Below are 24,165 nucleotides of genomic sequence, written 5' to 3'. Positions count from 1 at the left end.
TTAACTGAAAGATAAGATAAAAATGAAAAAAGTAAAAATAAATTTCATAGAAGCCTCTATGAAATACCATCAGGTAACGCTTGTAATTACGGCACTTCTTATGATTTTGGGAATTTATTCACTAGCTACAATGGCGCGTAGTGAAGATCCTCAAATTACAGTACGTAAAGGGTTGGTTATCGCTGCTTTTCCTGGTGCAGACGAGGAACAAGTAGAAAAACAGTTAACCGATCAATTAGAACAATACTTATTTAGTTTTGAAGAAATTAGAAAAGAAAAAACATTTTCTGACACCAAAGAAGGTCAGGTAGTTGTTACTGTAGAATTAAACGAAAATGTAAAAGATACTGATCGATTTTGGTCTACTTTACAACGCGGTTTAAGTACTACTTTTCCACAAAATTTTCCAACACCTCCGGGGATGATTGGGCCGATGGTGAATAGTGATTTTGGAGATGTTGTTTCTCAAATGATTACGGTTTCTGCTCCTGGAAGAAGTTATGCAGAATTAGAAACGTATTTAGACCAGCTAGAAGACGGACTAAAAACCATTCCGGAAACGTCTAAAATTAAACGATATGGCGGACAAAAAGAACAAATATACGTTACTGTAAAAGATGAAAAATTAAGACAGTATGGTTTCGATTTTTCTACGATTGCACAGGTTATTCAAAGTCAAAATAACACTGGTTTTGCTGGTGGAATAACATTAAAAAACTCGGAGGTTTCGGTATTTGCAAAAAATCATTATAAAAATGCAGCTGATTTAAGCAATCAAATTGTTTACAGCACAGCCGGAGGAAAAGTAGTGCGTTTAAAAGATGTTGCCACTATAGAACGCCGTTATGAAGAAACAGCCAGCTATATAAAAGTAGGTGACGATAAAGTGACCATGATTGCGATAGAAATGCAACCAGGAAACAATATTGTACAATTTGGTGAAAAGGTAGAACTAGCTTTAGACAAAATAAAAAAAGAGTTACCTCCAGATGTACAAGTGCAAACGATTGTAAATCAGCCAGAGGTGGTAAAAGAAAGTATAAGTCACTTTATGCTAGAATTTGCCATTGCCATTTTAGCGGTAATTTCAGTAGTAATCCTATTGCTTCCGTTTCGATTTGCAATAGTATCGGCCGTTGCGGCTCCGGTATCTATATTTATCACTTTTGGAATACTTAATATGATGGGAATCGAAATCCATCAAGTAACGCTAGCGGCCTTAATTATTGTATTAGGAATGGTGGTTGATGATGCCATTGTCGTAGTTGATAATTATATCGAAAAATTAGACGAAGGCGAAGATCCGTGGACTGCAGGCTGGCAAAGTGCCACACAATTAATGGTGCCTGTTTTTACAGCAACTATGGCTATTATTTGTTCGTTTTTACCTTTGGCCTTTTTCTTAAACGGAATTTCGAAAGAATTTATTCAAGCCTTACCTATTGCGGTGGCTGTCGCTTTATTTGCTTCCTTATTAGTAGCACTTTTATTAACACCTTATTTGTGTTACATCTTCATTAAAAAAGGATTAAAGGACAAAGAAAAAGACCCTAATAAGAAAGAAAGCATGTTGGATCGCTTGCAAAATGTATTCAACCGCACATTAGATATTTGTTTCGAAAGACCAAATGTAACCATGCTAATGGGGCTTTTGTCTATTTTCTTAGGATTTGGAGTCGCTTCACAATTAGAACAAGAATTATTCCCAACAGCCGAGAGAAACCAATTTAACATAGAGGTTTGGTTGCCAAATGGAGGGACTTTAGAACAAACAGAAGCCGTTGTTAAACGTGTGGAAGAAAAAATTAAGGGAGACGACAGAGTGGTAAATGTAGCCAGTTTTGTAGGGACAAGTTCTCCTCGTTTTCACTCTACGTATGCACCAGAATTTCCACGAAAAAACTTTGCTCAAATATTCATTACCACAACAGGTAAAGATGCTACGACTGAACTAGCCGCAGAATATATGGATAAGTTTAAAAACTTTGTACCAGATGGTTACATAAGAGTGCGTCAATTATCTTTGAACGAAGCGCCTTCACCAATTGAAGTGAGAATCGTTGGCGATGACATGATTAAACAAAAAGAGGTAGCAGCGCAAATAGAAGAAATTCTTGCCGGTACCAAAGGGCTTAATTGGATTAGAACCACTTATCAGGACGATTATTTGGGTGCCAAAGTAGCATTAAAAGACGATGTTGCCAATAGATTAGGAGTTACCAATACTGCTGTTTCTCAAACTTTAGGAGCAGGATTAAAAGGATATCCGGTGAGCACTATTTATGAAGGGGATAAACCGATTGATATTGTAATGCGTTATGATGAAAATGATCGAAAAAATGTTGGTGAACTTGGCGCTTTAAATATTTCGACGGCTTTGGGGACTAAAGTTCCGCTAAGAGAAGTTGCTACAATTACTCCAGAATGGCATACAGGAGTTATAGCGCACAGAAACGGTATACGTACACTTTCAGTACGAGCAGAAGCACAATTGGGTATCAAGGCAGCAACTATTCAAGCTGAAATTATGCCGAAAATAGAGGCCCTTAAATTGCCTGACGGAATCAGTATTAATTACGGTGGTGAATTTGAAAACATCAATGAAACGGGTCCTGGAATGGCTTCTTCAATGGGAATAAGTTTGATTCTTATTTTCTTAGTACTCTTATTTCAATTCAAAAACTTCACAAAGGTATTAATCGTTCTTGCTACATTTCCTTTGAGTTTGCTAGGTGCCTTTTTAGGATTGTATCTTACAGGAAACCCTTTTGGATTTACAGCATTTATGGGAGTCATTAGTTTGATTGGTATTGTGGTTCGTAACGGAATCATACTAGTCGATTATGCCGATGAACTAATCTTAGAACATGGCTATTCTAAATTTGAAGCCGCCAAAGCAGCCGGAAAAAGACGTATGCGTCCTATTTTCTTGACTTCTGTTGCAGCAGCGATAGGTGTAGTGCCTATGATTGCTGGAAAATCACCGCTTTGGGCACCTTTGGGTAGCGTATTAGCCGTGGGATTACTAGTTTCTATGGTGATGACCTTGTTTATTGTTCCTGTACTTTATTACAAATATGTAGACATTGAGGTATCACCAGAAAAACATCCGCATCCTAATGGGGAAACTTTTGAACCCATTCTATACAAACCAAAACCTAAGAAAAACTATTTAGTACGTAGAATAAACGTCTTTAAATACAAATTAAAAAAAAGGAAATAATCATGTCTGCAAAAAATATAAAGATGGCAATAGTAGCTTTCACGCTATTGGCTGCCAGCCTTACCACAAACAGCTTTGCTCAGGGGAGAAATCTCTCCCTTGACACTGCTAAAAAAGAGGCTTTATCGAACAATAAAAAAATCAAAAAAGCCACTGCTTCAATCGATGCAGCCACTGCCGCTGAAGTAGGTGCTTTTACAGCCAACAAACCAAGTGTAGAAGCGAGCGCAACTGGCCTAAATGTAGGGAAACCTTTGAGCGCTTTGTTACCGGAATACAATGCTAGTGTAACCTTGGGCGTAACACAAGTCATTTATGCAGGTGGCAAAATAAATACTGCCAAACAAATGAGTACTGCCGCAGTGGCGCTTTATACGTCACAAAAAACATTGACCAATAACGAAGTGCTTCTTGATGTAGAGACCACTTATTGGCAAATTATCAATGTCAAAGGTAAAATTGATTTGGCCACCAAGTCTAATGCGATGTTGAGTCAATTATTAAAGGATTTAAACAATTCGTACAATGCCGGAATCATCTACAAAAATGATGTTTTGCGTGTGCAAGTACAACTCAATCAAGCGCAATTAAATTTATCGAAAGCCAAAGATGCATTGACCATTTTAAATTTAAAAATGGCGCAATTAATTGGTTCGAAAGAAACTGAATTTACCATCGAAGATGCTGAGATCGAGATTAATGCTATCGAAAGTCAGCTTTCGCAGGAGAACGCGATCGCAAATCGTCCTGAAATTAAAATAATTGAAAAAGCGGTTTCTATCGAAGAATTAAAATCAAAACTACTTGAAGCAGACAGAAAACCAACAGTAGCAATGAACGTAAGCGGATTATACGGTCTGGGCAAAGGAATTAATTTTGCTACAGGCGATAATAATTTTAGTTCGTACTATGCCATGTTGAGCGTGAAAGTTCCCGTTTTTGATTGGGGAGGTCGCAAACAAAAAGTAAAAGAACAAGATTTTAAAGTAGAAGCACAAAAATTTGAATTGGAACAAACCCAAGAATTAGTAGCTATCGAAATTGCAAATGCAAAACTTGATATGCTTCGTGCCAAAGAGCGTATAGAAATCACTCAAAAATCATTGGCACAAGCAGATGAAAACTTACGATTAAACAACGACCGTTTTGATGCGGGAACGGTGATAGGAAAAGATGTTCTAGAAGCACAAGTGATGTGGCAAACCGCTTTCTCTGATGTGATAGATGCCAAAGCAGTATTCAAAATTAGTGAAGCCAATTACAAGAAAGCGACTTCAAGTTTAGAATAACATAAAAATAATTGGAATGAAAAACCAAACCAAAAACCTAATATTGAAAAACGCTGCTGTACTTTTTTACAGCAGCGCAATCAACCATGTAACCCTAGATGATATTGCTTCAAAAAGTGGGATTTCGAAAAAAACAATCTATAAATATTTCGAAAACAAAGAAGATTTAGTTATTAAAACGATCCGAAAACAAGCCAAAATACTCAAGAAAAATATCAGTAGAATTCAGCAGAAAGGGCACAATGCCTTAGAAGAATTGATGCATTTTATTACCTACATCAACAAAAAAATGCATCGGGTTTATCCAATGGTCAAAAACGAAATTAAAAAAGGGCCTGCCAATAGCTTTTTTAATGCCATAAATTATAGTGACACTATCATTTTGCAGTTTATTGTCGATAATATCGAAAACGGCAAACAACAAGGATTGTACAAAGAACAAATTGATGCCCAAGCATTTTGTGAGTCTTATGATGTACTTTCAAAAAGCATTTATTTCAACTACTATTTCACGGACCTAAACGTAAAAAAGAAATCATTTGAGTTTGTAAGTTCCTTATTTCTATATGGTTTGGTAACACAATTGGGATTGGATTATTTGCAGCTGACGTTATAAAATGGAAAAATCAAACGGATTTCTAACCGGAACTATAGCACTATTTGTGTTACTTTTTGGGTTGTTAACGCTTACGGAGCCTTTGCAAACTACAATTAAAAAGCAATTGGAAGTAGCAAAATTACCTTCCCCAGAACTAACCTTATTCATGGCACAATCTACTTTAATTATGACGGCAGTGTTAACTCTGGCGTTCCTTATTTTATGGAATAAACTTTCTAAAGTAGTTGCCAATACACTGTTTTATTAAGCAAACGAAGTTGTTATTCGTGTACTGTTGACTATTTCAGAATTGCAATTCGGGTGCATTCTAATTGTTGAAGGCACAGAAAAATTTCCAAACTATAATTTCTTGCAAATCTGCGCGATCGAGTTGTTAACAATCAATTTTATTTGCTACAGAATTGTTTAAGAGCAAATTAAACCATCATAATTCCTCATGCTATGAGAATTCAATCCAAAATTTATTTCAACTTTGTTTCTTTTTTAGACAGGTAAAATCCATGCAAGCGAGGTTAATTTTGCGATCAACTCCTTTATTTTAATTCTATTCGGTCAATAATGAGTTTAAACTGTTCCTTCTTTTTATTCCCAATCAAAAAAGCAATTTCTTCAAAATAAGCATCCGAAAAATTGGGCTGTTCCAGTGTTCTACCTCTAAAGGCAGGATACATATCTTGGAGCGAAATTTCGATTTCTTCCCACTCTCCCGAAGTCGAAAAAGGAGCTATAAACGAATGCGAATCTCCCGAATTAGTTTTTATCCTAAATTGATACTTTTTGCCATCACCTTTAAGTTTGATAACGATCGTGCTATATCCTGCTGTTTTCACCTTTGGAAATCGATAACGAACAGACGAAAAACCACCATTGTTTTCCAGTGAAATAGCACCTTCAAACACGCCCAACCCATTCGAATCTAATTTAAAACTACCCGCCGAAACGCCTCCCATCACCACGTCATCGACAACGCGCCAATCTTGAATGTTAGATTTTTTAGTAAAATCAAAAAGTAGCTGCGGAGGCATAGCAGAAAATAGTGTCATCATACAAAGAAAGCTTTTCATAGTAAATAATTTGGTGAAACAATTGTTTTAGCCGTTGATTGGTTTTTACTCCATTGGTCGCTAATTTACAGCATTGCAACTGTTAGAGGTGCGGAAAAAATTTCGACAAATAGTTGCAAATATATCCTAGCCGTCTAACTCTTTTGGCAATTACTACAAAATTAAGGCTACTTGAAGATAATTCCAATTCGAAATTGGTATTCATTTTGTTCTTTTTTCTTGGAGCTTTTTCCAGCCCCCGACGCTTCGGGGCGTTCCCGCTTTTTTAATCTTGCCAAAATAGGCAAGATTAAAAAGAGCTCCACTTCTACCTGCCTGCCGGCAGGTCTGTGCTAGGGATTTTGGGGATGCGAACAATGTTTTTTTAACATAAGTTTGCTTTGCATAATAAATATGTAAAATTTTTCATTGTTTTATCTTACATTAGCATAATGAATAAAGTATCATAGTTATTATATATGTAGACCAGAAATCGGGTGGGTTTGTATCGCTTTTTCGATGCATGTATATTAGTTGGGAGTAAGCCTATTAAGATTAATCTAATTCAACATAATGAGAATATTAACAAGTACACCAGACGCAAAAATATCTGCAATTAATCATCTTTTGGAAATCAGTATTGGTGAATACTCAGAGATTGCAAAGGATATTTTAGAGAATAATGATCTTCAGAGAAAGCGTGTCAAAACAGCAAACAAAAGCTATAGCTTGCTAAAGGAAGATATAAAAGTTGGGTGCGTAATTCCCCCAATAGTGCTAGCATTTTTCCCAAATGATAATAATGAACTTTCTTTTGATGCTGGGAATATCCTAGAAAAAATTGCAACTGCTGGTAACGACTTGTTAATTTTAGATGGGCTGCAGAGAACCTACACGATTTTAGATTTATTAAAAGAAATAAAAGAGAAACCTGATCTTTTATCTAAAGTTTTAGCACTTCCTTTAAGGGTAGAGGTTTATACCGGCATAAGTAAAGTTGGAGTTTTATACAGAATGTTAACGTTGAATACAGGTCAAAGTCCGATGTCTACTCGTCATCAAGTTGAAATTTTGTATTCCGATTACAAGGAAGGATTTGATAATCTAACTTTTATTACCGAAGCGCAAGATAAAGTGCCTTCAGGAGACAATGAATTTAAATTTAATGACATACTTGATGGATTTATTTCTTATTTAACTGGAGATTATCTACCTCTTGATAGAGAAGATCTCGTAAAGATTATTAAGAATCTAGAGACATTGACAAAGGATGACAAAAGTAAAGATTTGTTTAAACAGCTAATCACGGCATATAATAAACTAAGACTTAAAATAAATTTACTTGCCACTAATTGGCAATACGAGGACATTGGTGATATAAAGCGAAGAGCTTACGGTAAAAATGTTAATGAATTATTTTCAAAAGTTCAAACAATTGCGGGGTTTGGTGCGGCAGTCAGCTTCATCATTGAAAGTGGTTTGTCTAAAGACATCGAATCTATTAATAATTTAATTGACCTTATAGAGTCAAATAATATTGAAGATTCATTAAACCAAATTATTAAGCATATTGATGAAATCCAAATTAATGCAAAAAAAATTGGTAATGAGCAGAGAATGTATTTTTATTACTTTTTTAGATGCATGTTCAATGAGTCTAATGAGGGTTTTAAAAATTTAGACGTTTCAGTTCAACAAGCAAATAAATTCTATAAAGCTAATATGTTAGGTTAATGCACACTACCAAAGATATAAAAAAAATGATTATCTCGCATTTTGATGATAATGATAAATTGTTCTATTTAAGGTCCAAAGATGGAGACCAAGATTTATTTACACTTACTTGTAATATCAAAATGCAAGGAACTGTAAACCATACTTTAAGGTCTGTAAATAAAGATTTGCCAACCGAAACTTATAGCGTTTATAGATTTACAAATCCATATCTAAATGCGGAAAATGACTTGTTTAAAATTAATTATGCGGGGAAAAGTATTGGTTTAATTATCCCAAATTCTGCACTAGAAGATAACGTCGAAAAATACGATGAAGATTTTGACGAATATATACAAGCCTATAAATTTTATTGTTCAAAACATATAATTGAGCATTTTGATTTTAGTAAATTGCCTGAAAATGAAACGTTAAATCTTTCAGACTTATTAGATTTAAATTCGATTTACGCAATCATTTGTAATTCTCTAATTAAGGAGGATGATTTCACTATTGAAAACTGTTTGCCTAGCCTAGCGATTAAGGGATATTATCTTTTTCCAGAGAATATAATTCCGAATGTTTTGTCTTTTGTTGACGTCCAAAACGATGATTTAGATTCTTTAATCCAAGCTAAATATTTAAAGACTCGTGACGAGAAATCCATTCATATCAACAAATCTAGTTCAGTAATTGAACACATTCCACTTTTAAAACTATTATACAGAAAACTACTTGTTGAAAATAGTAATCCTCTTTTTCGTTTTTTAGTTTTATATCAAGTTATCGAATTTCTTTTAGAAGAAAAAGTCCGAGAAGGAATAGATGCTATTTGTGATATGAAGGAGGGTCTAAATAACTTTGACTTTTTTCAGAAAATGTATGAGGTAAATAATACTCGTTCAATTATTAATTCATTATTTGATAAAGTTAATTTTGACGATAAAAACGAAATTACAAATGCATTAAAGGATTTTATTTTGCAAACATCTCCTGAATACTCAAAACAAGCTACTGGTGATTGCTTATATGATATTAGAAATTTACTTTTTCACGATTTCAAAAGAATAATCGAAGTTGATAAAGGAGCCGTGATTGGCCTAATAATGCAATGTGAAATTCTAATTCACCATTTAATAAATTCAATACAAATTTCAAAACCAGAAATTATTGTATAATACTTGCCTAGCTCCGCAAAGTATAATTTCTAATTCAATTTTTAAACCTAAATTCCATCGTGAACGCTGCGCAAATATCTCTGACTTTGCGCCCGTTCCTATTGACAATTGCAGTAGCTAAATCTGTTACTAGACCATAGAAAACAGCAATAACAATCGTTTTACAATCAAATCTGCAACTTAATATAAGTTGACATACTGTACGTGATTGCCGCGTTCCTCGCAATGGACCCTGATTGTAGATGCTCTGCTCATTGTAGATGCTCGTTGTGTATGCGTGTGCGAGATTATTGTAGAATGACAAACTAGGTGGATATGCTTTGCGTACCGTAAGGTGCTTTTAAGCGCCAATACTTATATGTTCTTTAATTTCTTATATGGTTTAAAATTCTCAAAGAAGTTAGAAAATTTAATGGCTTATATGGTTAAAAAAAGCCAACCCAAAGCAAGCACTAATAATAAATGTTTACAATCAAATTACAACTCTAAATGAGGTGACGCACCGTACGTGATTGCCGCGTTCCTCCCAATGACCCAAATTGTGAATGCTCGTTGTGCATGCGTGTGTGAGTTTATTGCAGAAAGACAAACTAGGTAGATATATTTTGGGTGCTTTTAAGTGCCAAAAGGTATTTGTCCTTCTATTATTATACTCAAATAGGTTTAAACTTGAAGGATAATACTCAAAAACTATAAATTTCAGCAATAAGCATACAACGAAAAGTAATTAGTATACAGCTATACCCTATAATTCGTTTAATTTTGTCCTAAATAAATGAAGAACAGAAATTTGAAACGAATTATAAAAAGAATCATGATACTAACACTCCTAATAATTAGCCTTTTGGTAGTTGTTTATTTGGCTTTCACGAATTTCTATCCCAATTTTGGAGGAGATGTTTCGAAAGAAAAACAACTTGCGTACCAAAAATCGGCACAATATAAAAACGGAAAATTCAATAATACCAAGGCCGTTCCCAAAGAACTTAGCTTTTCGGAAAAGTTAGATGTGGCTTATTATTTTTTTACTACCAAAGTAAAAAATGGCCGCCCAAAAGAAGATTTAAAAGTCCAAAAAATCGATTCGATTGACGTAGCCGATTACAAAGGCAAAGCACGATTGGTGTGGTTTGGACATTCGGCTTTCTTATTGCAAATAGAGGGCAAAACAATTTTGCTAGACCCAATGTTTGGTAAAGTAGCCGCACCGCACCCAATGCTTGGCGCCGACCGTTTTAATGCCGAATTGCCTATCGCTATCGAAAAACTTCCGCACATAGACGCTGTGATCTTCTCACACGACCATTACGATCATTTGGATTATGAAACGGTCATGAAAATAAAAGACAAAACCAAACACTTTTACACACCTCTAGGCGTTGGAGAACACTTAAAAGCCTGGGGAATTTCCGCTTCTAATATATCCGAACTCGATTGGTGGCAAGATATTCAATTTGATAGCTTAACTTTGAGTTGTACACCAGCCCAACATTTTTCGGGTCGCAAGTTAAACAATGGGCAGAGTACGCTATGGTGTTCGTGGGTGATTCAGTCCAAAGAGGAGAAATTATTTTTTAGTGGTGACAGCGGCTACGCTTCGCATTTCAAAGAAATTGGCGATAAATACGGCCCTTTCGATTTGGCTTTAATGGAATGTGGGCAGTACAACTACAAATGGTCCGACATACACATGATGCCCGAAGAAACCGCTCAAGCAGGAGTAGATGTTCAAGCCAAAAAGATCATGCCAATACATTGGGGAGGTTTCAAACTGGCAATGCACGATTGGAAAGACCCAATTAACCGAGTACAAGCAAAAGCCAAACAGCTGAATCTACCAGTAATCACACCAAAAATTGGACAAGAAATTCTAATACAAGGAAACAGTACCTACAGCAATTGGTGGCAAAATTTATAATACACAATGAATTAGGTACGCAGATGACGCTGATTCGCTATCGCGAAGACACAGATAAAGACAGATTTCTAATCAATAGTATTATGCTTTTAAACAGTCCTATTGTCAGTTCGAGCGAAGTCGAGAACCACGCATTGCATCTCAACTGCGCTCGATTTGACAAAATTATATTGCATTTGTTAAAAAATCCGTTTTTATCAGCGTTTGAAAATCCGTTTAATCCGCGTTCCATTTTTGCTCAATGTTGCTACAAAGAAACAGTCATTTAATTTTATTAGAAAGCTATGAAAAACATAATCACTATAAACACCATTTCTGAACTGCATGACTTTTTTGGTTTAGAAAAGCCAAAGCACCCTTTGGTTTCGGTGGTTCGATTGGCCAAAGAGTTAAAGGATTTAGAAATCGAAAAATTCAAATATTCTGTAGGCTTGTACCAAATAAGTCTTAAAGACAATTGCCCTTTTACCATCACCAATTACGGCAGAAACTCTTATGATTACCAAGAAGGTTCGATGGTTTTTATGGGGCCGAATCAAGTTTTGGAAGTAGAAAAACAAAATGTAAATCGCGAAGACACCGGCTGGAGTATCGTTTTTCACCCGGATCTAATTCGAAAATCAACTTTAGGAAAGCAAATAGAAAAGTATTCTTTTTTTGAGTATTCGTCTAATGAAGCGCTGCATCTTTCAGACGAAGAGCGCAAAACGGTGACTGAAATCGCCTTGAAAATCGAACGAGAATTCAATAGTAATATTGATGCACACAGTCAAACCTTAATCATTTCGAATCTTGAACTGTTGCTTAACTATTGCGTGCGCTTTTATGACCGTCAGTTTTTTACGAGAACCAATTTGAATCAAGATTTTGTGAGTCAATTTGAGAATGTTTTAAAAGAATATTACAAAGCCAATAAACAAATCGAATTAGGAATTCCAACAGTACAATATTGCGGGCAAGCGATGAACATGTCGTCTAAATATTTAAGTGATTTGTTACGAAAAGAAACGGGACAAAGCACGCAAGACCACATTCATCAATTTATAATCGAAAAAGCCAAAAACCAATTGCTTAATTCTAATGAAAGTGCTAGCGAAATTGCCCATGCATTGGGATTTGAATACCCGCAATACTTTAGTAAAATGTTCAAAAAGAAAACGGCAATGAGTCCAAACGAGTACAGACAAAGCTTGAATTAAGCAACGTTCTGTTTGGATACACCCAAATAATCCGGTTTTTACTGTAATTAATTTATGCTTTTACCTTTTAAAAATAGGCATCAGTATAGCTGGTTATTGCCAAATAAGAACCACAAATCTTTAGCAATTAAAACAAAAAACAAAATAATATTAGTATGAAAAAAACAATTTTTATAACCGGAGCTTCCTCTGGTTTAGGAAAAGCTGCGGCTTTACTTTTTGCAAAAAACAACTGGAATGTTATCGCTACCATGAGAAAACCAGAAAACGAAACAGCACTCGCTGAAGTAGCAAACGTAACGCTCTTACCATTGGATGTTACCAATGTGGAGCAAATCGAGAAAACAGTAAAAATGGCCTTAGCAATGGGTAAAATAGATGTGGTTTTTAACAATGCAGGCTACGGACTGGCTGGCCCATTTGAAGGAGCAACAGATGACCAATTAACAAATCAATTGAACACCAATCTTTTGGGTGTGATGCGCGTAACACAGCAATTTTTGCCACATTTTAGAGAAAACAAAGCAGGTACATTTATAACTACAACTTCTATTGGTGGATTGGTTACTTTGCCGTTTAATTCGGTTTATCACGCTACAAAATGGGCGTTGGAAGGTTGGAGTGAAAGTTTAGCATTCGAACTAAAAGAATTTGGAATCACAGTAAAAACAGTTTCACCAGGCGGAATTGCTACCGATTTTGCAGGTCGTTCCTTAGTGATGACACAACATTCTGCTTACCAAGAACAGATGAACAAAGTCCTATCGGTTTTTATGGATCCAGAAAGAGCCAAAGATTATTCGACACCGGAACAAATTGCAGCTGTCGTTTATGAAGCCGCAACTGACGGAAGATCAAACTTACGCTATGTTGCTGGCGCTGATGCAAAAGCAATGTACGCACAGCGAAACGAAGTAGGAGACGAAGCTTTTAGACAAGGAATTGAAAATGTTTTTTATAAAAAATAAAAAAGGGAAATGCTACCAAGAACAACATTCTTCTTCGGTGGTGTTTTTATAAAAACCCATATTTTTGCTTTTAATCGGCTTGGTTGATATAAGCTGTTTTGTTTTATCCTTTACTAACTGAAAATTATCAATCCTATGACATATCCTACCGATGGCTTGGTTTTTGAGTAGTTTTTACTATAAATGAAAAATTAAATTAAAAACGCATTAGAGTATGAAAAAATATATCGCAGGAATGGCCGTTGCCGCTTTTATGTTGTTTAGTTTCAGTTCGGTACCTACTTACCAAGATATTAAAGCAAGTCCAGAGCAAGCAAACAACGGAAAATCGATTTACAACAAAGTCTGTATGGCGTGCCATCAAATGAATGGTGCTGGAATCACAGGTGCTTTTCCGCCTTTGGCAAAGTCAGATTACTTAAATGCCGATGTCAACAGAGCGATCAAACAAATTTTGAATGGTTCGAATGGTCCCATAACTGTCAACGGTAAAAAATACACTACGCCAATGCCAAAGCAAGAGTTGTCAGACCAGCAAGTCGCAGATGTGCTTACGTATGTATACGCGAGTTGGGGAAACAACAAATCGGTTGTGACACCAGATATGGTAAAAAAATTAAGATAATACCACAAAAAAGTCGCTATTACATTTGAGTAGTAGCGACTTTTTTTATTTTTGAACAGAAGATAAATAACGGTGTCCTATTTTATTTTTCGAAATAATAGAAAACTACTCTATTTAAACCACGAGTTCTGTGTTTTGGGTGAAATTTTCCCAATCTTCGGGCGTGTTTAGGTTATGTACTATGGATGAATCTTGCACGGTGACATAACTGCAGTACTTTGGGTTTTTTTTCTTGATCTGATAATCCAGTCGTGAATTCTCATGTGTTTGATCTAATTTTAATAAGATATTCCAAAATTTTGGAAATAACTGAATAGGATGCCCGTTTTTGCCTTCATATTGTGGTAGTACAATTGCATTGGTTGTATTAATGATGCATTCCAATTCTGTTTGATTAAGTAGCGGTACATCGATGGGTTGCACTATGACCGGTTGTTTTTTGGGAACCTGTGCTAGAACGGCTTGTAAGGTAGAGAAGGAACCGTTTTCTGGAGTGGTATTAACAATGACTTTTATTTTAAGATCATTGTATTTGACAAATCGATGCTGTGCGTCTTTGAACCAAGGAACTACACAAAAATAATCTTCGTAACAATGGCCTAATCCTATGTAAACCGTGCAAATAGAAGTGCTGGCTATTCGGTCGAGCTGTTCCAAAATCCAAACTGTTTGGTTGTACACTAATAATCCTTTTGGGAAACCCATTCTCTCAGATTTTCCCCCTGCCAATAGCACAAATGCTGCTTTATTTTCCATAATGTATTTTCAATAATTCAGAGGCAATGCTGATGGCAATTTCTTTGGGAGTATTTCCCCCCAAATCTAGTCCAATAGGGCAATGTACAGGAGCAATACCTTCTTTCATTCCTAATTCCTTGATAAGCATCGAATTGAATCTGTTTTTCTTGGTCTTACTTCCAATCAATCCAATATACTTGGTGTCAGAGTCCAATGCCAAAGCAGTAATTTCAAAATCCAATCGATGGTCGTGAGTCATAATTACAGCATAGCAATTGCTACCCCAACCCACAGTTTGTTTGTATAAATCAAACGGTTCATTATGGTAGATAATTGATTTGTCTACCTTCAAATTTTCTTGCCAATTTGCTCTAGTGTCGTACAAATGAACCTCAAAAGGAGTGTCTTTCATAATGTCACAAAGGGCAACACCAATATGGCCTGCGCCAAACAAATGCAATTGTGGTGATTGATTCATAGGTTCAATTAATAAAGCCACTTTTCCGCCGCAACATTGCTCAAATTCTGGGCCCAAAGTATAGCTAAAGTGTTTTGTTTTATTCTCTTTTATCGCTGTTACAGCTTCTGCTATAACTTGAAATTCTAGTTTTCCGCCGCCTATAGTGCCGTAAAATTCTTTATGATTTACGACTATCATCTTTGCACCTAATCTACAAGGTGCCGAGCCCAAAATATGCGTCACAGTAACCAAGGCTACTGGAGTATTTTTGGTTTTGAAATCTTGTAATAAGGCAAGCCAATTGTTCATTTATAAAGCATTAAAGTAGCTGGTATTCCAGCGAAAGGGAACTAGATGTTCTTTGACACGAATTGCATAAATTGGCACTAATTATGGGATTTTAAAAATCCAATTAAACTAATTTTTTAATTATTGCAAATTTGTGCAATTTTGCGTCCGCCAAATTCGTGTATTTCGTGTAATTCGTGGCTTTTTTTTATTTTTACGAATATATAATCACCCTAAAAGCAATTCAATTATGCTGTGATCTAGGACAACTCAATTATGAAAAGGGTTAAAAAATTAAACCAATTCATAATCAGCCAAGGGTAAATTTCGGTATCGCTTTCCAGTCAGTTTGAAAATGGCATTTACAATAGCAGGTGCTATCACGGGTACGCCAGGTTCACCCACACCCGTAGGTGGAGCAGTACTTTCTACAATTTCGACCTCAATTTTTGGAGCTTCGTTCATTCTGATCATTCGATAATCACCAAAATTACTTTGCTCAATGGCACCGTCTTTGGCAGTTATCTTACCATAAAATGCGAGTGACATTCCAAATATAGCGGCACCTTCCATTTGTGCTATGACCGTGTTTTTGTTAACTACGGTACCACAATCAATTACAGTGTTTATTTTATGAATCTTCACTATTCCATCCACCATAGAAACTTCGACCACTGAGGCGACATACGACATGAAACTATAATGAACCGCCAATCCTTGTGCATGACCTTCGGGTAATGGTTTGCCCCAACCAGCATTTGATGCCGCTTTTTGCAATACATTTTTGGAGCGAGCCGCACTAAATTTGTTGCTTTGATTGTCGTCAACTGTGTTGTCTTCGCCCAAAAGTTTAAGATTAAATGCCAGAGGGTCTTGTTTGGCAGCATGCGCCAATTCGTCTGTAAAGACATTGATCGAATAGCCGTGCGGAATATTGATTACAGATCGTAACCAGCCAATGCGCACCATTGCAGGGGCATGACCAACTTCAATTTGAAAATTTTTAATATCGAAAGGCACTTCAGAGGCTGAGGTAATTTCCCAACCATTTGGATATTCAGATGTAGGATCAAAAGTCGATTTGATCGGAGGGAAGGCAAAGCGATGCAACCAACCAGTTACATTTCCTTTTTCATCTAGTGAAGCCTTCATGTATTGTGAGCTTACGGTATGATAGTAACCGTGTTGTGTTTCATCTTCTCGTGTCCAAACTACTTGTACTGGTCCTTTGATTGCTTTCGAAACAATTGCTGCTTCTACCACATAGTCAGGTTTTGATTTTCGGCCAAAACCACCTCCAAGTAGTGTGACATTGATTATTACTTTTTCAGCATCAAATCCAAGGTAGTTTTTTACCTCTTCATGAGCTGCTTGTGGGTTTTGTGTTGGGCACCAAACTTCGCAACTATCTTCTTTTACCCAAGCAACTGCATTGGGTACTTCCATGGGTGCGTGGGACAAATGGGGCAATTGATAAGTGCTTTCGATTACGGTGCTAGAGGACTTGAAAGCGGCTTCGACATCACCTCTGGTTTTGCTCACAACCCCTGGTTTTTGTACATTGGCCGTCAGCATTTCCATGTATTGCTCTGAGTCGTAACTGGCATTTTTACCATTTTCCCATTCTATAATCAAAGCTTCTTTTCCTTTAAAGGCTGCCCAAGTGTTGGTTGCTACAACTGCAACACCACCAAGTGCGCCAAAAGGTGTTTTGATACGGTCAATTTTAAATACTGCTTCGACACCCGGAATCTTCATAGCTTCGGTTTTGTCAAAAGACTTAACCGTTCCAAAAGTGACGGGACATCTTGCAATGGCGGCAAATTTCATATTTGGCAAACGGAAATCGAGTCCAAAGACGGCGCTTCCGTTGGCATATTTTTCGACATCGATACTTTTTAAGTTTTTACCGATATATTTAAAGTCTTTTGGATCTTTGAGAACAATCTCTTTGGGTACTTCGATTGTTTTTGCAATTTCGACCAAATCTCCAAAACCAATTTTCTTACCGCTTTTATGAACGATAAAATGGTTTTCGGCATGGCATTCAGATACTGGAACTTTCCATTTTTGAGCGGCTGATAATACCAAAATAGTTCGAGTGGTAGCACCCATTTTTCTCATGGTATCATATAGGTAGCGTATCGAGCGCGAACCATCTGTATTTTGGTCTCCGTATTTTTTATGTCCTATAGCTTGTTGAACGCTCACTCTATTCCAATCTGCTTCCATTTCGTCAGCAATGACAGAGGTTAGAGAAGTTCGAATTCCATTTCCCATTTCAGATCGTGAGGCAACCAAGATTAAATCACCGTTGGGTAGCAGTTCAACAAATAAATTGGGCTGAAAAGCTCCTGCCAATACCGTTTCGGTTTCACTTGCAAACAAAGTTAAGTGTGAGCCAATAATCAGTGCACCCGAAGTTAATCCTATGTTTTTTATAAATGATCTCCTGCTGAGGTTTTGAATTTCGCTCATTATTTTTGTTGTTTTTTGAGTTCTACCGTATGATGAATGGCCTTTTTGATGCGTTGGTAGGTACCACAGCGGCAAATATTTCCGCTCATTGCATCGTCAATTTCTTCATCTGTAGGGTTGCTATTGGAATTTAACAAAGACGTGGCTGCAATTAATTGTCCCGGTTGGCAAAAACCACATTGCGGCACATTAAATTCTGCCCAAGATTTTTGGAGTAATTGTAGGTTGGCAGTCGTGCCTTCTATAGTGGTGATTTCTTTGCCAATGGCTTCAGAAACGGGAGTTAAACAAGAGTAGATCACATCATCATTTACAAAAATCTTACAAGCTCCGCAGGCGCCTGCACCACAACCGTATTTGGTGCCGGTAAGTCCTAAGTTATCTCGCAATGCCCATAGTAACGGCATGTCGGGAGTAGCCTCTAAGGTGTATTTTTTTTTGTTGACACTTAATGTAATCATATTAGCCCTGTTTAAATTTTGAAGAAAGGTACAATTTAATCCTTTTTCGAATTCTTTTTTGAAGCTATTTTACCCTTTTTTAAGAGTAATTTATCACTTAAATGCTCCTATGGCTATCAGGGTCGTTTTTTTTAAGATTTTTTTGGCTTACAAAAGCATAACAGTATCATAAAGTAGGCAATTGTTTTTCAAAGCTTAAAAGTTATATATTTGGTAGTCAACGCCTAAACATTTGAAATGAAAAATATATTTGAAAAAACAGTTGTTACAGAAATCGAAAATAGAATCAATCAATTACAACCTGTTTCAACCGCAAAATGGGGAAAAATGAATGTTTCTCAAATGCTAGCGCACTGCAATATCACTTATGAAATGGTTTTTGAAGACAAGCATCCCAAGCCAAAAGCGATTCAGAAATGGCTGCTCAAAACCTTTGTCAAAAAAGTGGTGGTTGGCGATAAGCCCTACACAAAAAATGGCCGTACAGCACCAGTATTCGTAATTACGACCAACAAAAATTTCAAGCTAGAAAAAGACCGATTGATAGCACACTTGCAAAAAACGGCTTCACTTGGAGCCTCCTTTTTTGATGGTAAAGAATCACATTCTTTTGGACAATTGACTCAGGAAGAATGGAACAATATGTTCTACAAACATTTGGAGCATCATTTGACACAATTTGGCGTGTAAACTAGTCTTAAACCTGAACTTGTTTTTTTTCGAAAGTTATATTGCTTGCCCGATTTGCATTTTTAATGCTATCTTGTGCGATGGCTAGCGGTAATGCCAAAAAAAAACGTAAGAAAATGAAAAGATCAAAAATATTCCTAATTTTCACTTATTTACTTATATCTCAACTATCATTTTCACAAATACAAGATGATGTTTTATTAAGCAAAATCTTGAACCAATTGAAGATTAAAAAAAGCGAAGTTAATTTAGAACTAATTTCAGAAAAAAAATTACCCTATTCAACAGATAAAACAGTTATAGTAATTCCGAAATACATAGTAAATGAAAAAGATGAATATAACAATTACTATTTTGAATTAGATGAATATATTATAGTTGCTAACAACATAACAGGAGAAATTCTATATAAGTTTCACCAACCAAATGCTTGGACATCAGATGCCGTAATGCTTACAAGCATAGAAATTGATACTGGATTGTACAAGTTAAACAAAAAAGACAGAGCATTTGGAATACGTGTAAACTATACTGGAAGTAGCAGGCCAAATCCATATTATCAAACAGATTTGTCATTGTTTATTGTACAAGATAACATCTTAAAACAAGTATTGAAAAATTTAATTATTTCAGAATTTCACGGGGAATGGGATACAAATTGTGCCGGAGAATTTGAAGATAGTAAATCTATAATAAGTATTGACAAAACACAGTTTAATAATTTTAATAATTTAATTTTAGCAACAATAAAGACAGAAACTAAAAACATTCCAACTAACGAAGATTGTGTAGAACAGAAAAAAACACAAAAAACACAAAAAATATTAAAGTATAATGGAACGGAATACAAATAAAGGCATTACCGCTACCATTCGTTAGAAGAGATTTGGGCATTTAGCTTAATTTAAAGACAGTTTTGTACTTGGAAAATTTATACTTAATGGAAAAAACTCGCATCTTTAATATCAAAACTCTTGTAGCGCCAAGACACTAGTATACATCTATGGAAACCGTCTATATTAAAACACTTCTCGGAATTGCCAAAATTGTTGGTGATCAAAATGGTCTGTCCGCTATCAGCGTACGCTATGAAGGTGAGGTTTCGTACACTATTCCAGATATTTTGCAAGAAGCAGTTCAACAATTATCCGATTATTTTGAAGGTAAAAGAATAGAATTCGATCTAAAACTCAACCCAAAAGGCACTGATTTTCAGCAGAAAGTCTGGCGAGAATTGGAGAATATTCCATTCGGAAAAACAATGTCGTATCTCGAATTATCTAAAAAATTAGGAGATGTCAAAGCCATTCGTGCCGTAGCGGCTGCTAATGGAAAAAATCCGTTGTGGATTGTAGTGCCTTGCCACCGTGTGATCGGGAGTGATGGCTCGCTCACGGGCTACGCAGGAGGACTTGGCCGAAAAAAATGGCTGCTAGAACATGAAAATCCTTCTGCCCAACAAAGTTTGTTTTAAAGTGGAGTAGTTTGCTAGTTTTTTGGTAAATTCGTTTCAAACATTCAACTTTAAAAAATGAAATTGTTAAAAAAACTGCTTATCCGTTTCTTAGGATTATTGGTACTGCTCGTGGTAGTACTCTTTGTATTTCAAAAAGAGTATTTGCTCAAAGCCGTTAGAGTTACCTATCTCAACGGACATAAAACAGCTTTTTTAGATGATTACAACTATTTCGATAACACTATAATTGCAAAAGGGGGTAGTCCACAGCCGTGGAAAATCGCTAAAAATTGTAACCAAGTTAAAGGCACCCAAAAATTAGAAAACCTACATAAAGACATTGGTACTGTTGCTTTTTTAATAATTAAAAAAGATAGTATTTGGCACGAAAGCTACTATGATGAGTATTCTAAGGATTCGAAATCGAACTCTTTTTCGATGGCGAAAAGTATCGTTTCTGCGGCCTTAGGTAAAGCAATCATGGATGGAAAGATTACTAGTTTGGACCAAAAAGTTTCTGATTTTTTTCCGACTTTTAATCAAGGTAAGTCTGTAAATATGACGGTGGGAGATTTGTCGTCCATGGCTTCTGGTCTTAATTGGGAGGAGTCCTATTTTAATCCACTTTCGATCACTACCCAAGCCTATTTCGATAGCAATCTGTATGAATTAATTTTAGGTTTAAAAGGAATCGAAGAACCTGGTAAGAGTTATAAATACCTGAGCGGGAATACACAATTGTTGGCCATGTGTATCGAAAAAGCTACAGGGCAAAAGTTGGCCAATTACGTTTCAGCATCTTTTTGGAAGCCCATGGGAGCAGAGAGTGACGCTTTGTGGCAAACCGACGCGCCAAACGGATTGGTGAAAGCCTATTGCTGTATTGCGAGTAATGCACGGGACTTTGCTCGTTTCGGAAAATTATATATGCAAAAAGGGAATTGGAATGGCAAACAACTTTTGGACAGTACATTTGTCGAAAAGTCGGTAACACCAAGGTTTGAGCAATCACCAAACTACGGTTACGGTTGGTGGCTGAGTACCTTCAACGGTAAAAAAGTGTTCTACATGAAAGGACATTTGGGACAATATGTAATCGCTATTCCTGAAGACGAACTGATTATTGTTCGATTAGGACATCGCAACATTCGCAGTACAAAGGGAAAGGCCGAAACGGATGACTTTACCGTTTATCTTGAAGAAACCTATAAAATGCTAAGTCTCGAAAAAAAATAAAATTATGATCGAAAAAATTAATTTGAACCATATTCTGTTTTTAGATATAGAAACCGTTCCCGAAAACGAAGATTTTCAGGAATTGGATGATGAGGTGCAGGCATTGTACGAGCAAAAAACGCAATACCAACGAAAAGAAGATTTTACGGCAGAAGAATATTATGATCGTGCTGGAATTTGGGCCGAATTTGGCAAAATTGTCTGTATTTCGGTTGGGTTTTTTGTAATCAAAGGCGATGTTCGGAATTTTAGAGTAACGTCGTTTTTTGGTGAAGAAAAAAAATTGCTACATGATTTTAATAATCTGCTCAACAACCACTTCAACGGACCACAACATGTAATTTGTGGGCACAATGCCAAAGAATTTGATATTCCGTTTTTGGCGCGACGTATGATTATCAACCAAATCGCGATACCTAACAAACTAAATTTGTTTGGCAAAAAACCATGGGAGATTCCGCATCTAGATACCTTAGAGTTATGGAAATTTGGTGATTATAAACATTATACCTCACTCAAATTGATGTGCAAAGTCCTTGGGATTCCTTCTCCAAAAGGTGATATTGATGGTAGTCAAGTAGGACATGTTTTTTATGTCGAAAAAGACATTGATCGAATAGTTACTTACTGCGAAAAAGATACCATCGCCGTAGCACAAATTTTCTTGAGATTACGAAGAGAAGATTTGTTGATAGAGGAGGAGATAATTCACGTTTAGCAAAAGTCAAAGGTCAAATGGCAAATGTCAAAGCTCAAAATGTAAAAGTAAAATGTCAATTTAAAAAAGTAAATAATTTGACAGTGAGTTGGTTTTATGCAAAGCATAAAACTTAATGAAAGTTTGTTTGTAATTTTTTTTGAAGTTGATAGTTGAACTTGAAATTTGAAATTGATTTTTGAACTTTGAAGTTGATTTTTGATTTTTGAACTTGATTTTTGAACTTTGAACTTGATTTTTGAACTTGAACTTTGATTCATTACATTTACAAAAAATAAATAAATATGGTTTTAAGTAGATTTTGGTTAGTAATTTTTATTTCATCGATTATTTTTATTGTAGTGAGTCTCTTTACTGCCAATACCTATACCATTGATTTTGTTTTAAATGGAGTGAAAGGAGATAAGGTTTTGGTCTCTGAAAAATATTTAGAACAGCTTCCGGTTTATTTAAAGGACAGTATTACGGCTGCGCCAGAGAATACTTTTGTAGTTAACCGTGATCTTTCAAATCCAGACACAACTTATGTGTACACCAATAAAACCGTAAAAATCTACAGCGGAGTCCAAAAATCAGATGGTTTATTGCCAACGTGCAAGAGTACTTTGGTAGATATCATTTTACCTTTGATTGCTTATTTGGCTTTCTTCTGTGGGTTGATGGAACTCTTGATTATTTCTGGGGCTTCAGGAAAATTGGCTACTGTATTGAGTCCTGTTTTTGTAAAAGTATTTCCGAGTATCCCCAAAAACCACCCTTCGATTTCGTACATGACCTTGAACTTTGCAGCTAACTTTTTAGGACTCGATTCGGCTGCAACCCCATTTGGGTTGAAAGCTATGGAAAGTTTGCAAGAGCTCAATCCTGAGAAAGACCGCGCGAGTGATGCGCAAATTATGTTCATGTGCTTACATGCGTCAGGATTGACATTAATAGCAACATCAATCATTGGGTATCGTGCTGCTGCAGGTGCTGCTAATCCAGCCGATGTGATGTTACCTTGTATCATTACTTCCTTCATTGGTACCATCGCCGCTTTCTTAATCGTGGGAATCAAACAAAAAATCAATTTCAAAAGTGCTTCTTTAGTTGGGGTTTTAATGGCGTTAATTGGAGCTATTATTGGTTTGTTGATGTATGTGAACCAATTGGATTTGATCGGAAAAAACTATTTCACTAATAACCTTTCTGGTTTAATCTTGGTCGGAATTATTGCTTTTACCTTAATTTTTTCATTCAAACACGAAAAGAAATTTACCGAAGCAAGTACAACCGTTTTTGAAAGTTTTGTAGTAGGAGCCAACAATGGTGTAAAAACCGGAGTAGTTATCTTTCCTTATGTTTTAGGAATGTTGGTAGCAATTTCGCTGTTCAGAAATAGTGGGTTGTTCGAAATCATTAGCAACGGTCTTGGATATGTATTTTCGAACTTAGGTGTAAACAAAGGAATTGTTGATGCCTTGCCAGTGGCATTGCTTAGACCTTTTAGTTCTGCAGGTTCGAGAGGGTTTTTATTAGATTCTATGAGTACGTTTGGAGCCGATTCTTTGACTGGGCGTTTGAGTAGTATTTTTCAATGTAGTGCCGAGAGTACATTTTATGTAATTGCCGTTTACTTTGGTTCGGTCAATATAAAAAATACGCGTTATGCCTTAGGAACCATGCTTTTGGTTGATGCAATTTGTGTGGTAACCGCTATATTTGTAGCAAGTTGGTTTTTTTAATTCGAAATAAATAATAATCTAAATAGTTTAAAAATGAATAAATACGCAAAGTACATCGCAATAGGATTTGTAATCTTATTTTTAGTAGCAAGTTTGTTGCGATAAATTTCAATTGCAGATGCAATAGGTTTTAAAACCAAA

General features: G+C 36.0%; 21 protein-coding genes. 16 read left to right on the top strand and 5 right to left on the bottom strand.

Features of this window, described 5'->3' with window-relative positions:
* The first annotated feature begins 22 nt into the window (after positions 1-22).
* Genes FFWV33_RS03950 through FFWV33_RS03935 form a run of 4 tightly spaced genes read left to right on the top strand, consistent with a single transcriptional unit; the run spans position 23 to position 5,378 of the window.
* The gene (locus tag FFWV33_RS03950; RefSeq protein WP_245891650.1) at positions 23-3,223 is read left to right on the top strand and encodes an efflux RND transporter permease subunit; all 3,201 of its coding nucleotides are present in this window, start codon (positions 23-25) and stop codon (positions 3,221-3,223) included.
* Between the two features lie 2 nt (positions 3,224-3,225).
* Positions 3,226-4,512 (top strand): TolC family protein, encoded by a 1,287-nt coding sequence (locus FFWV33_RS03945; protein WP_108739708.1) that lies wholly within the window; start codon positions 3,226-3,228, stop codon positions 4,510-4,512.
* A 16-nt stretch (positions 4,513-4,528) separates the two neighbouring features.
* Positions 4,529-5,128 carry a TetR/AcrR family transcriptional regulator gene (locus FFWV33_RS03940; RefSeq protein WP_108739707.1) on the top strand — a complete coding sequence of 200 codons (600 nt, stop codon included), beginning with the start codon at positions 4,529-4,531 and terminating at the stop codon, positions 5,126-5,128.
* A gap of 1 nt (position 5,129) precedes the next feature.
* Positions 5,130-5,378 carry a hypothetical protein gene (locus tag FFWV33_RS03935; protein WP_108739706.1) on the top strand — a complete coding sequence of 83 codons (249 nt, stop codon included), beginning with the start codon at positions 5,130-5,132 and terminating at the stop codon, positions 5,376-5,378.
* Positions 5,379-5,664: 286 nt separating this feature from the next.
* On the opposite strand, the gene FFWV33_RS03930 is transcribed toward FFWV33_RS03935, so the two are convergent.
* Positions 5,665-6,174 carry a CIA30 family protein gene (locus tag FFWV33_RS03930; protein WP_245891724.1) on the bottom strand — a complete coding sequence of 170 codons (510 nt, stop codon included), beginning with the start codon at positions 6,172-6,174 and terminating at the stop codon, positions 5,665-5,667.
* Between the two features lie 573 nt (positions 6,175-6,747).
* Here FFWV33_RS03930 and FFWV33_RS03925 point away from each other — a divergent pair.
* From FFWV33_RS03925 to FFWV33_RS03900, 6 genes are all read left to right on the top strand, one after another.
* Positions 6,748-7,908 carry a hypothetical protein gene (locus FFWV33_RS03925; protein ID WP_108739705.1) on the top strand — a complete coding sequence of 387 codons (1,161 nt, stop codon included), beginning with the start codon at positions 6,748-6,750 and terminating at the stop codon, positions 7,906-7,908.
* Positions 7,908-9,065: a hypothetical protein gene (locus tag FFWV33_RS03920; protein ID WP_108739704.1), complete on the top strand. Its 1,158-nt coding sequence runs from the start codon at positions 7,908-7,910 to the stop codon at positions 9,063-9,065. The genes FFWV33_RS03925 and FFWV33_RS03920 overlap by 1 nt, the downstream gene beginning before the upstream one ends.
* Positions 9,066-9,840: 775 nt before the next feature.
* Positions 9,841-10,983: an MBL fold metallo-hydrolase gene (locus FFWV33_RS03915; protein WP_245891648.1), complete on the top strand. Its 1,143-nt coding sequence runs from the start codon at positions 9,841-9,843 to the stop codon at positions 10,981-10,983.
* Between the two features lie 284 nt (positions 10,984-11,267).
* The gene (locus FFWV33_RS03910) at positions 11,268-12,182 is read left to right on the top strand and encodes a helix-turn-helix domain-containing protein (RefSeq protein WP_108739702.1); all 915 of its coding nucleotides are present in this window, start codon (positions 11,268-11,270) and stop codon (positions 12,180-12,182) included.
* Positions 12,183-12,337: 155 nt separating this feature from the next.
* Entirely contained in the window at positions 12,338-13,150 is an 813-nt protein-coding gene (locus FFWV33_RS03905) for an SDR family oxidoreductase (protein WP_108739701.1), read from the top strand.
* 214 nt (positions 13,151-13,364) lie between these two features.
* Entirely contained in the window at positions 13,365-13,775 is a 411-nt protein-coding gene (locus tag FFWV33_RS03900; RefSeq protein ID WP_108739700.1) for a c-type cytochrome, read from the top strand.
* A 114-nt stretch (positions 13,776-13,889) separates the two neighbouring features.
* On the opposite strand, the gene FFWV33_RS03895 is transcribed toward FFWV33_RS03900, so the two are convergent.
* From FFWV33_RS03895 to FFWV33_RS03880, 4 genes are all read right to left on the bottom strand, one after another.
* On the bottom strand, positions 13,890-14,531 hold the full coding sequence (locus FFWV33_RS03895) for a nucleotidyltransferase family protein (RefSeq protein WP_108739699.1): 642 nt from the start codon (positions 14,529-14,531) through the stop codon (positions 13,890-13,892).
* The gene (gene xdhC / locus FFWV33_RS03890; protein ID WP_108739698.1) at positions 14,521-15,282 is read right to left on the bottom strand and encodes a xanthine dehydrogenase accessory protein XdhC; all 762 of its coding nucleotides are present in this window, start codon (positions 15,280-15,282) and stop codon (positions 14,521-14,523) included. Before xdhC ends, FFWV33_RS03895 begins: the two co-directional genes overlap by 11 nt.
* Positions 15,283-15,555: 273 nt before the next feature.
* Complete coding sequence (locus FFWV33_RS03885; RefSeq protein ID WP_108739697.1) at positions 15,556-17,739, bottom strand: xanthine dehydrogenase family protein molybdopterin-binding subunit; 2,184 nt, start codon at positions 17,737-17,739, stop codon at positions 15,556-15,558.
* Positions 17,739-18,200, bottom strand: a complete 462-nt coding sequence (locus FFWV33_RS03880) for a (2Fe-2S)-binding protein (protein WP_108739696.1) — start codon at positions 18,198-18,200, stop codon at positions 17,739-17,741. The genes FFWV33_RS03885 and FFWV33_RS03880 overlap by 1 nt, the downstream gene beginning before the upstream one ends.
* A 237-nt stretch (positions 18,201-18,437) precedes the next feature.
* Between FFWV33_RS03880 and FFWV33_RS03875 the strand changes: the two genes are divergently transcribed.
* The 6 genes from FFWV33_RS03875 to FFWV33_RS03845 all read left to right on the top strand — a co-directional run bounded on the left by FFWV33_RS03875 (position 18,438) and on the right by FFWV33_RS03845 (position 24,024).
* On the top strand, positions 18,438-18,890 hold the full coding sequence (locus FFWV33_RS03875; RefSeq protein WP_108739695.1) for a DUF1569 domain-containing protein: 453 nt from the start codon (positions 18,438-18,440) through the stop codon (positions 18,888-18,890).
* A gap of 116 nt (positions 18,891-19,006) precedes the next feature.
* The gene (locus FFWV33_RS03870) at positions 19,007-19,744 is read left to right on the top strand and encodes a PA3715 family protein (protein ID WP_108742442.1); all 738 of its coding nucleotides are present in this window, start codon (positions 19,007-19,009) and stop codon (positions 19,742-19,744) included.
* A 149-nt stretch (positions 19,745-19,893) separates the two neighbouring features.
* Positions 19,894-20,364, top strand: a complete 471-nt coding sequence (locus FFWV33_RS03865) for a methylated-DNA--[protein]-cysteine S-methyltransferase (protein ID WP_108739694.1) — start codon at positions 19,894-19,896, stop codon at positions 20,362-20,364.
* Positions 20,365-20,421: 57 nt separating this feature from the next.
* Positions 20,422-21,582: a serine hydrolase domain-containing protein gene (locus tag FFWV33_RS03860; protein ID WP_108739693.1), complete on the top strand. Its 1,161-nt coding sequence runs from the start codon at positions 20,422-20,424 to the stop codon at positions 21,580-21,582.
* Positions 21,583-21,586: 4 nt separating this feature from the next.
* On the top strand, positions 21,587-22,300 hold the full coding sequence (locus FFWV33_RS03855) for a 3'-5' exonuclease (protein ID WP_108739692.1): 714 nt from the start codon (positions 21,587-21,589) through the stop codon (positions 22,298-22,300).
* Between the two features lie 284 nt (positions 22,301-22,584).
* On the top strand, positions 22,585-24,024 hold the full coding sequence (locus tag FFWV33_RS03845; RefSeq protein WP_108739690.1) for a nucleoside recognition domain-containing protein: 1,440 nt from the start codon (positions 22,585-22,587) through the stop codon (positions 24,022-24,024).
* Positions 24,025-24,165 lie beyond the last annotated feature (141 nt).

The sequence above is a fragment of the Flavobacterium faecale genome, assembly GCF_003076455.1.
Lineage (GTDB): Bacteria > Bacteroidota > Bacteroidia > Flavobacteriales > Flavobacteriaceae > Flavobacterium > Flavobacterium faecale.
This window is presented reverse-complemented; position numbering and strand designations above follow the sequence as displayed.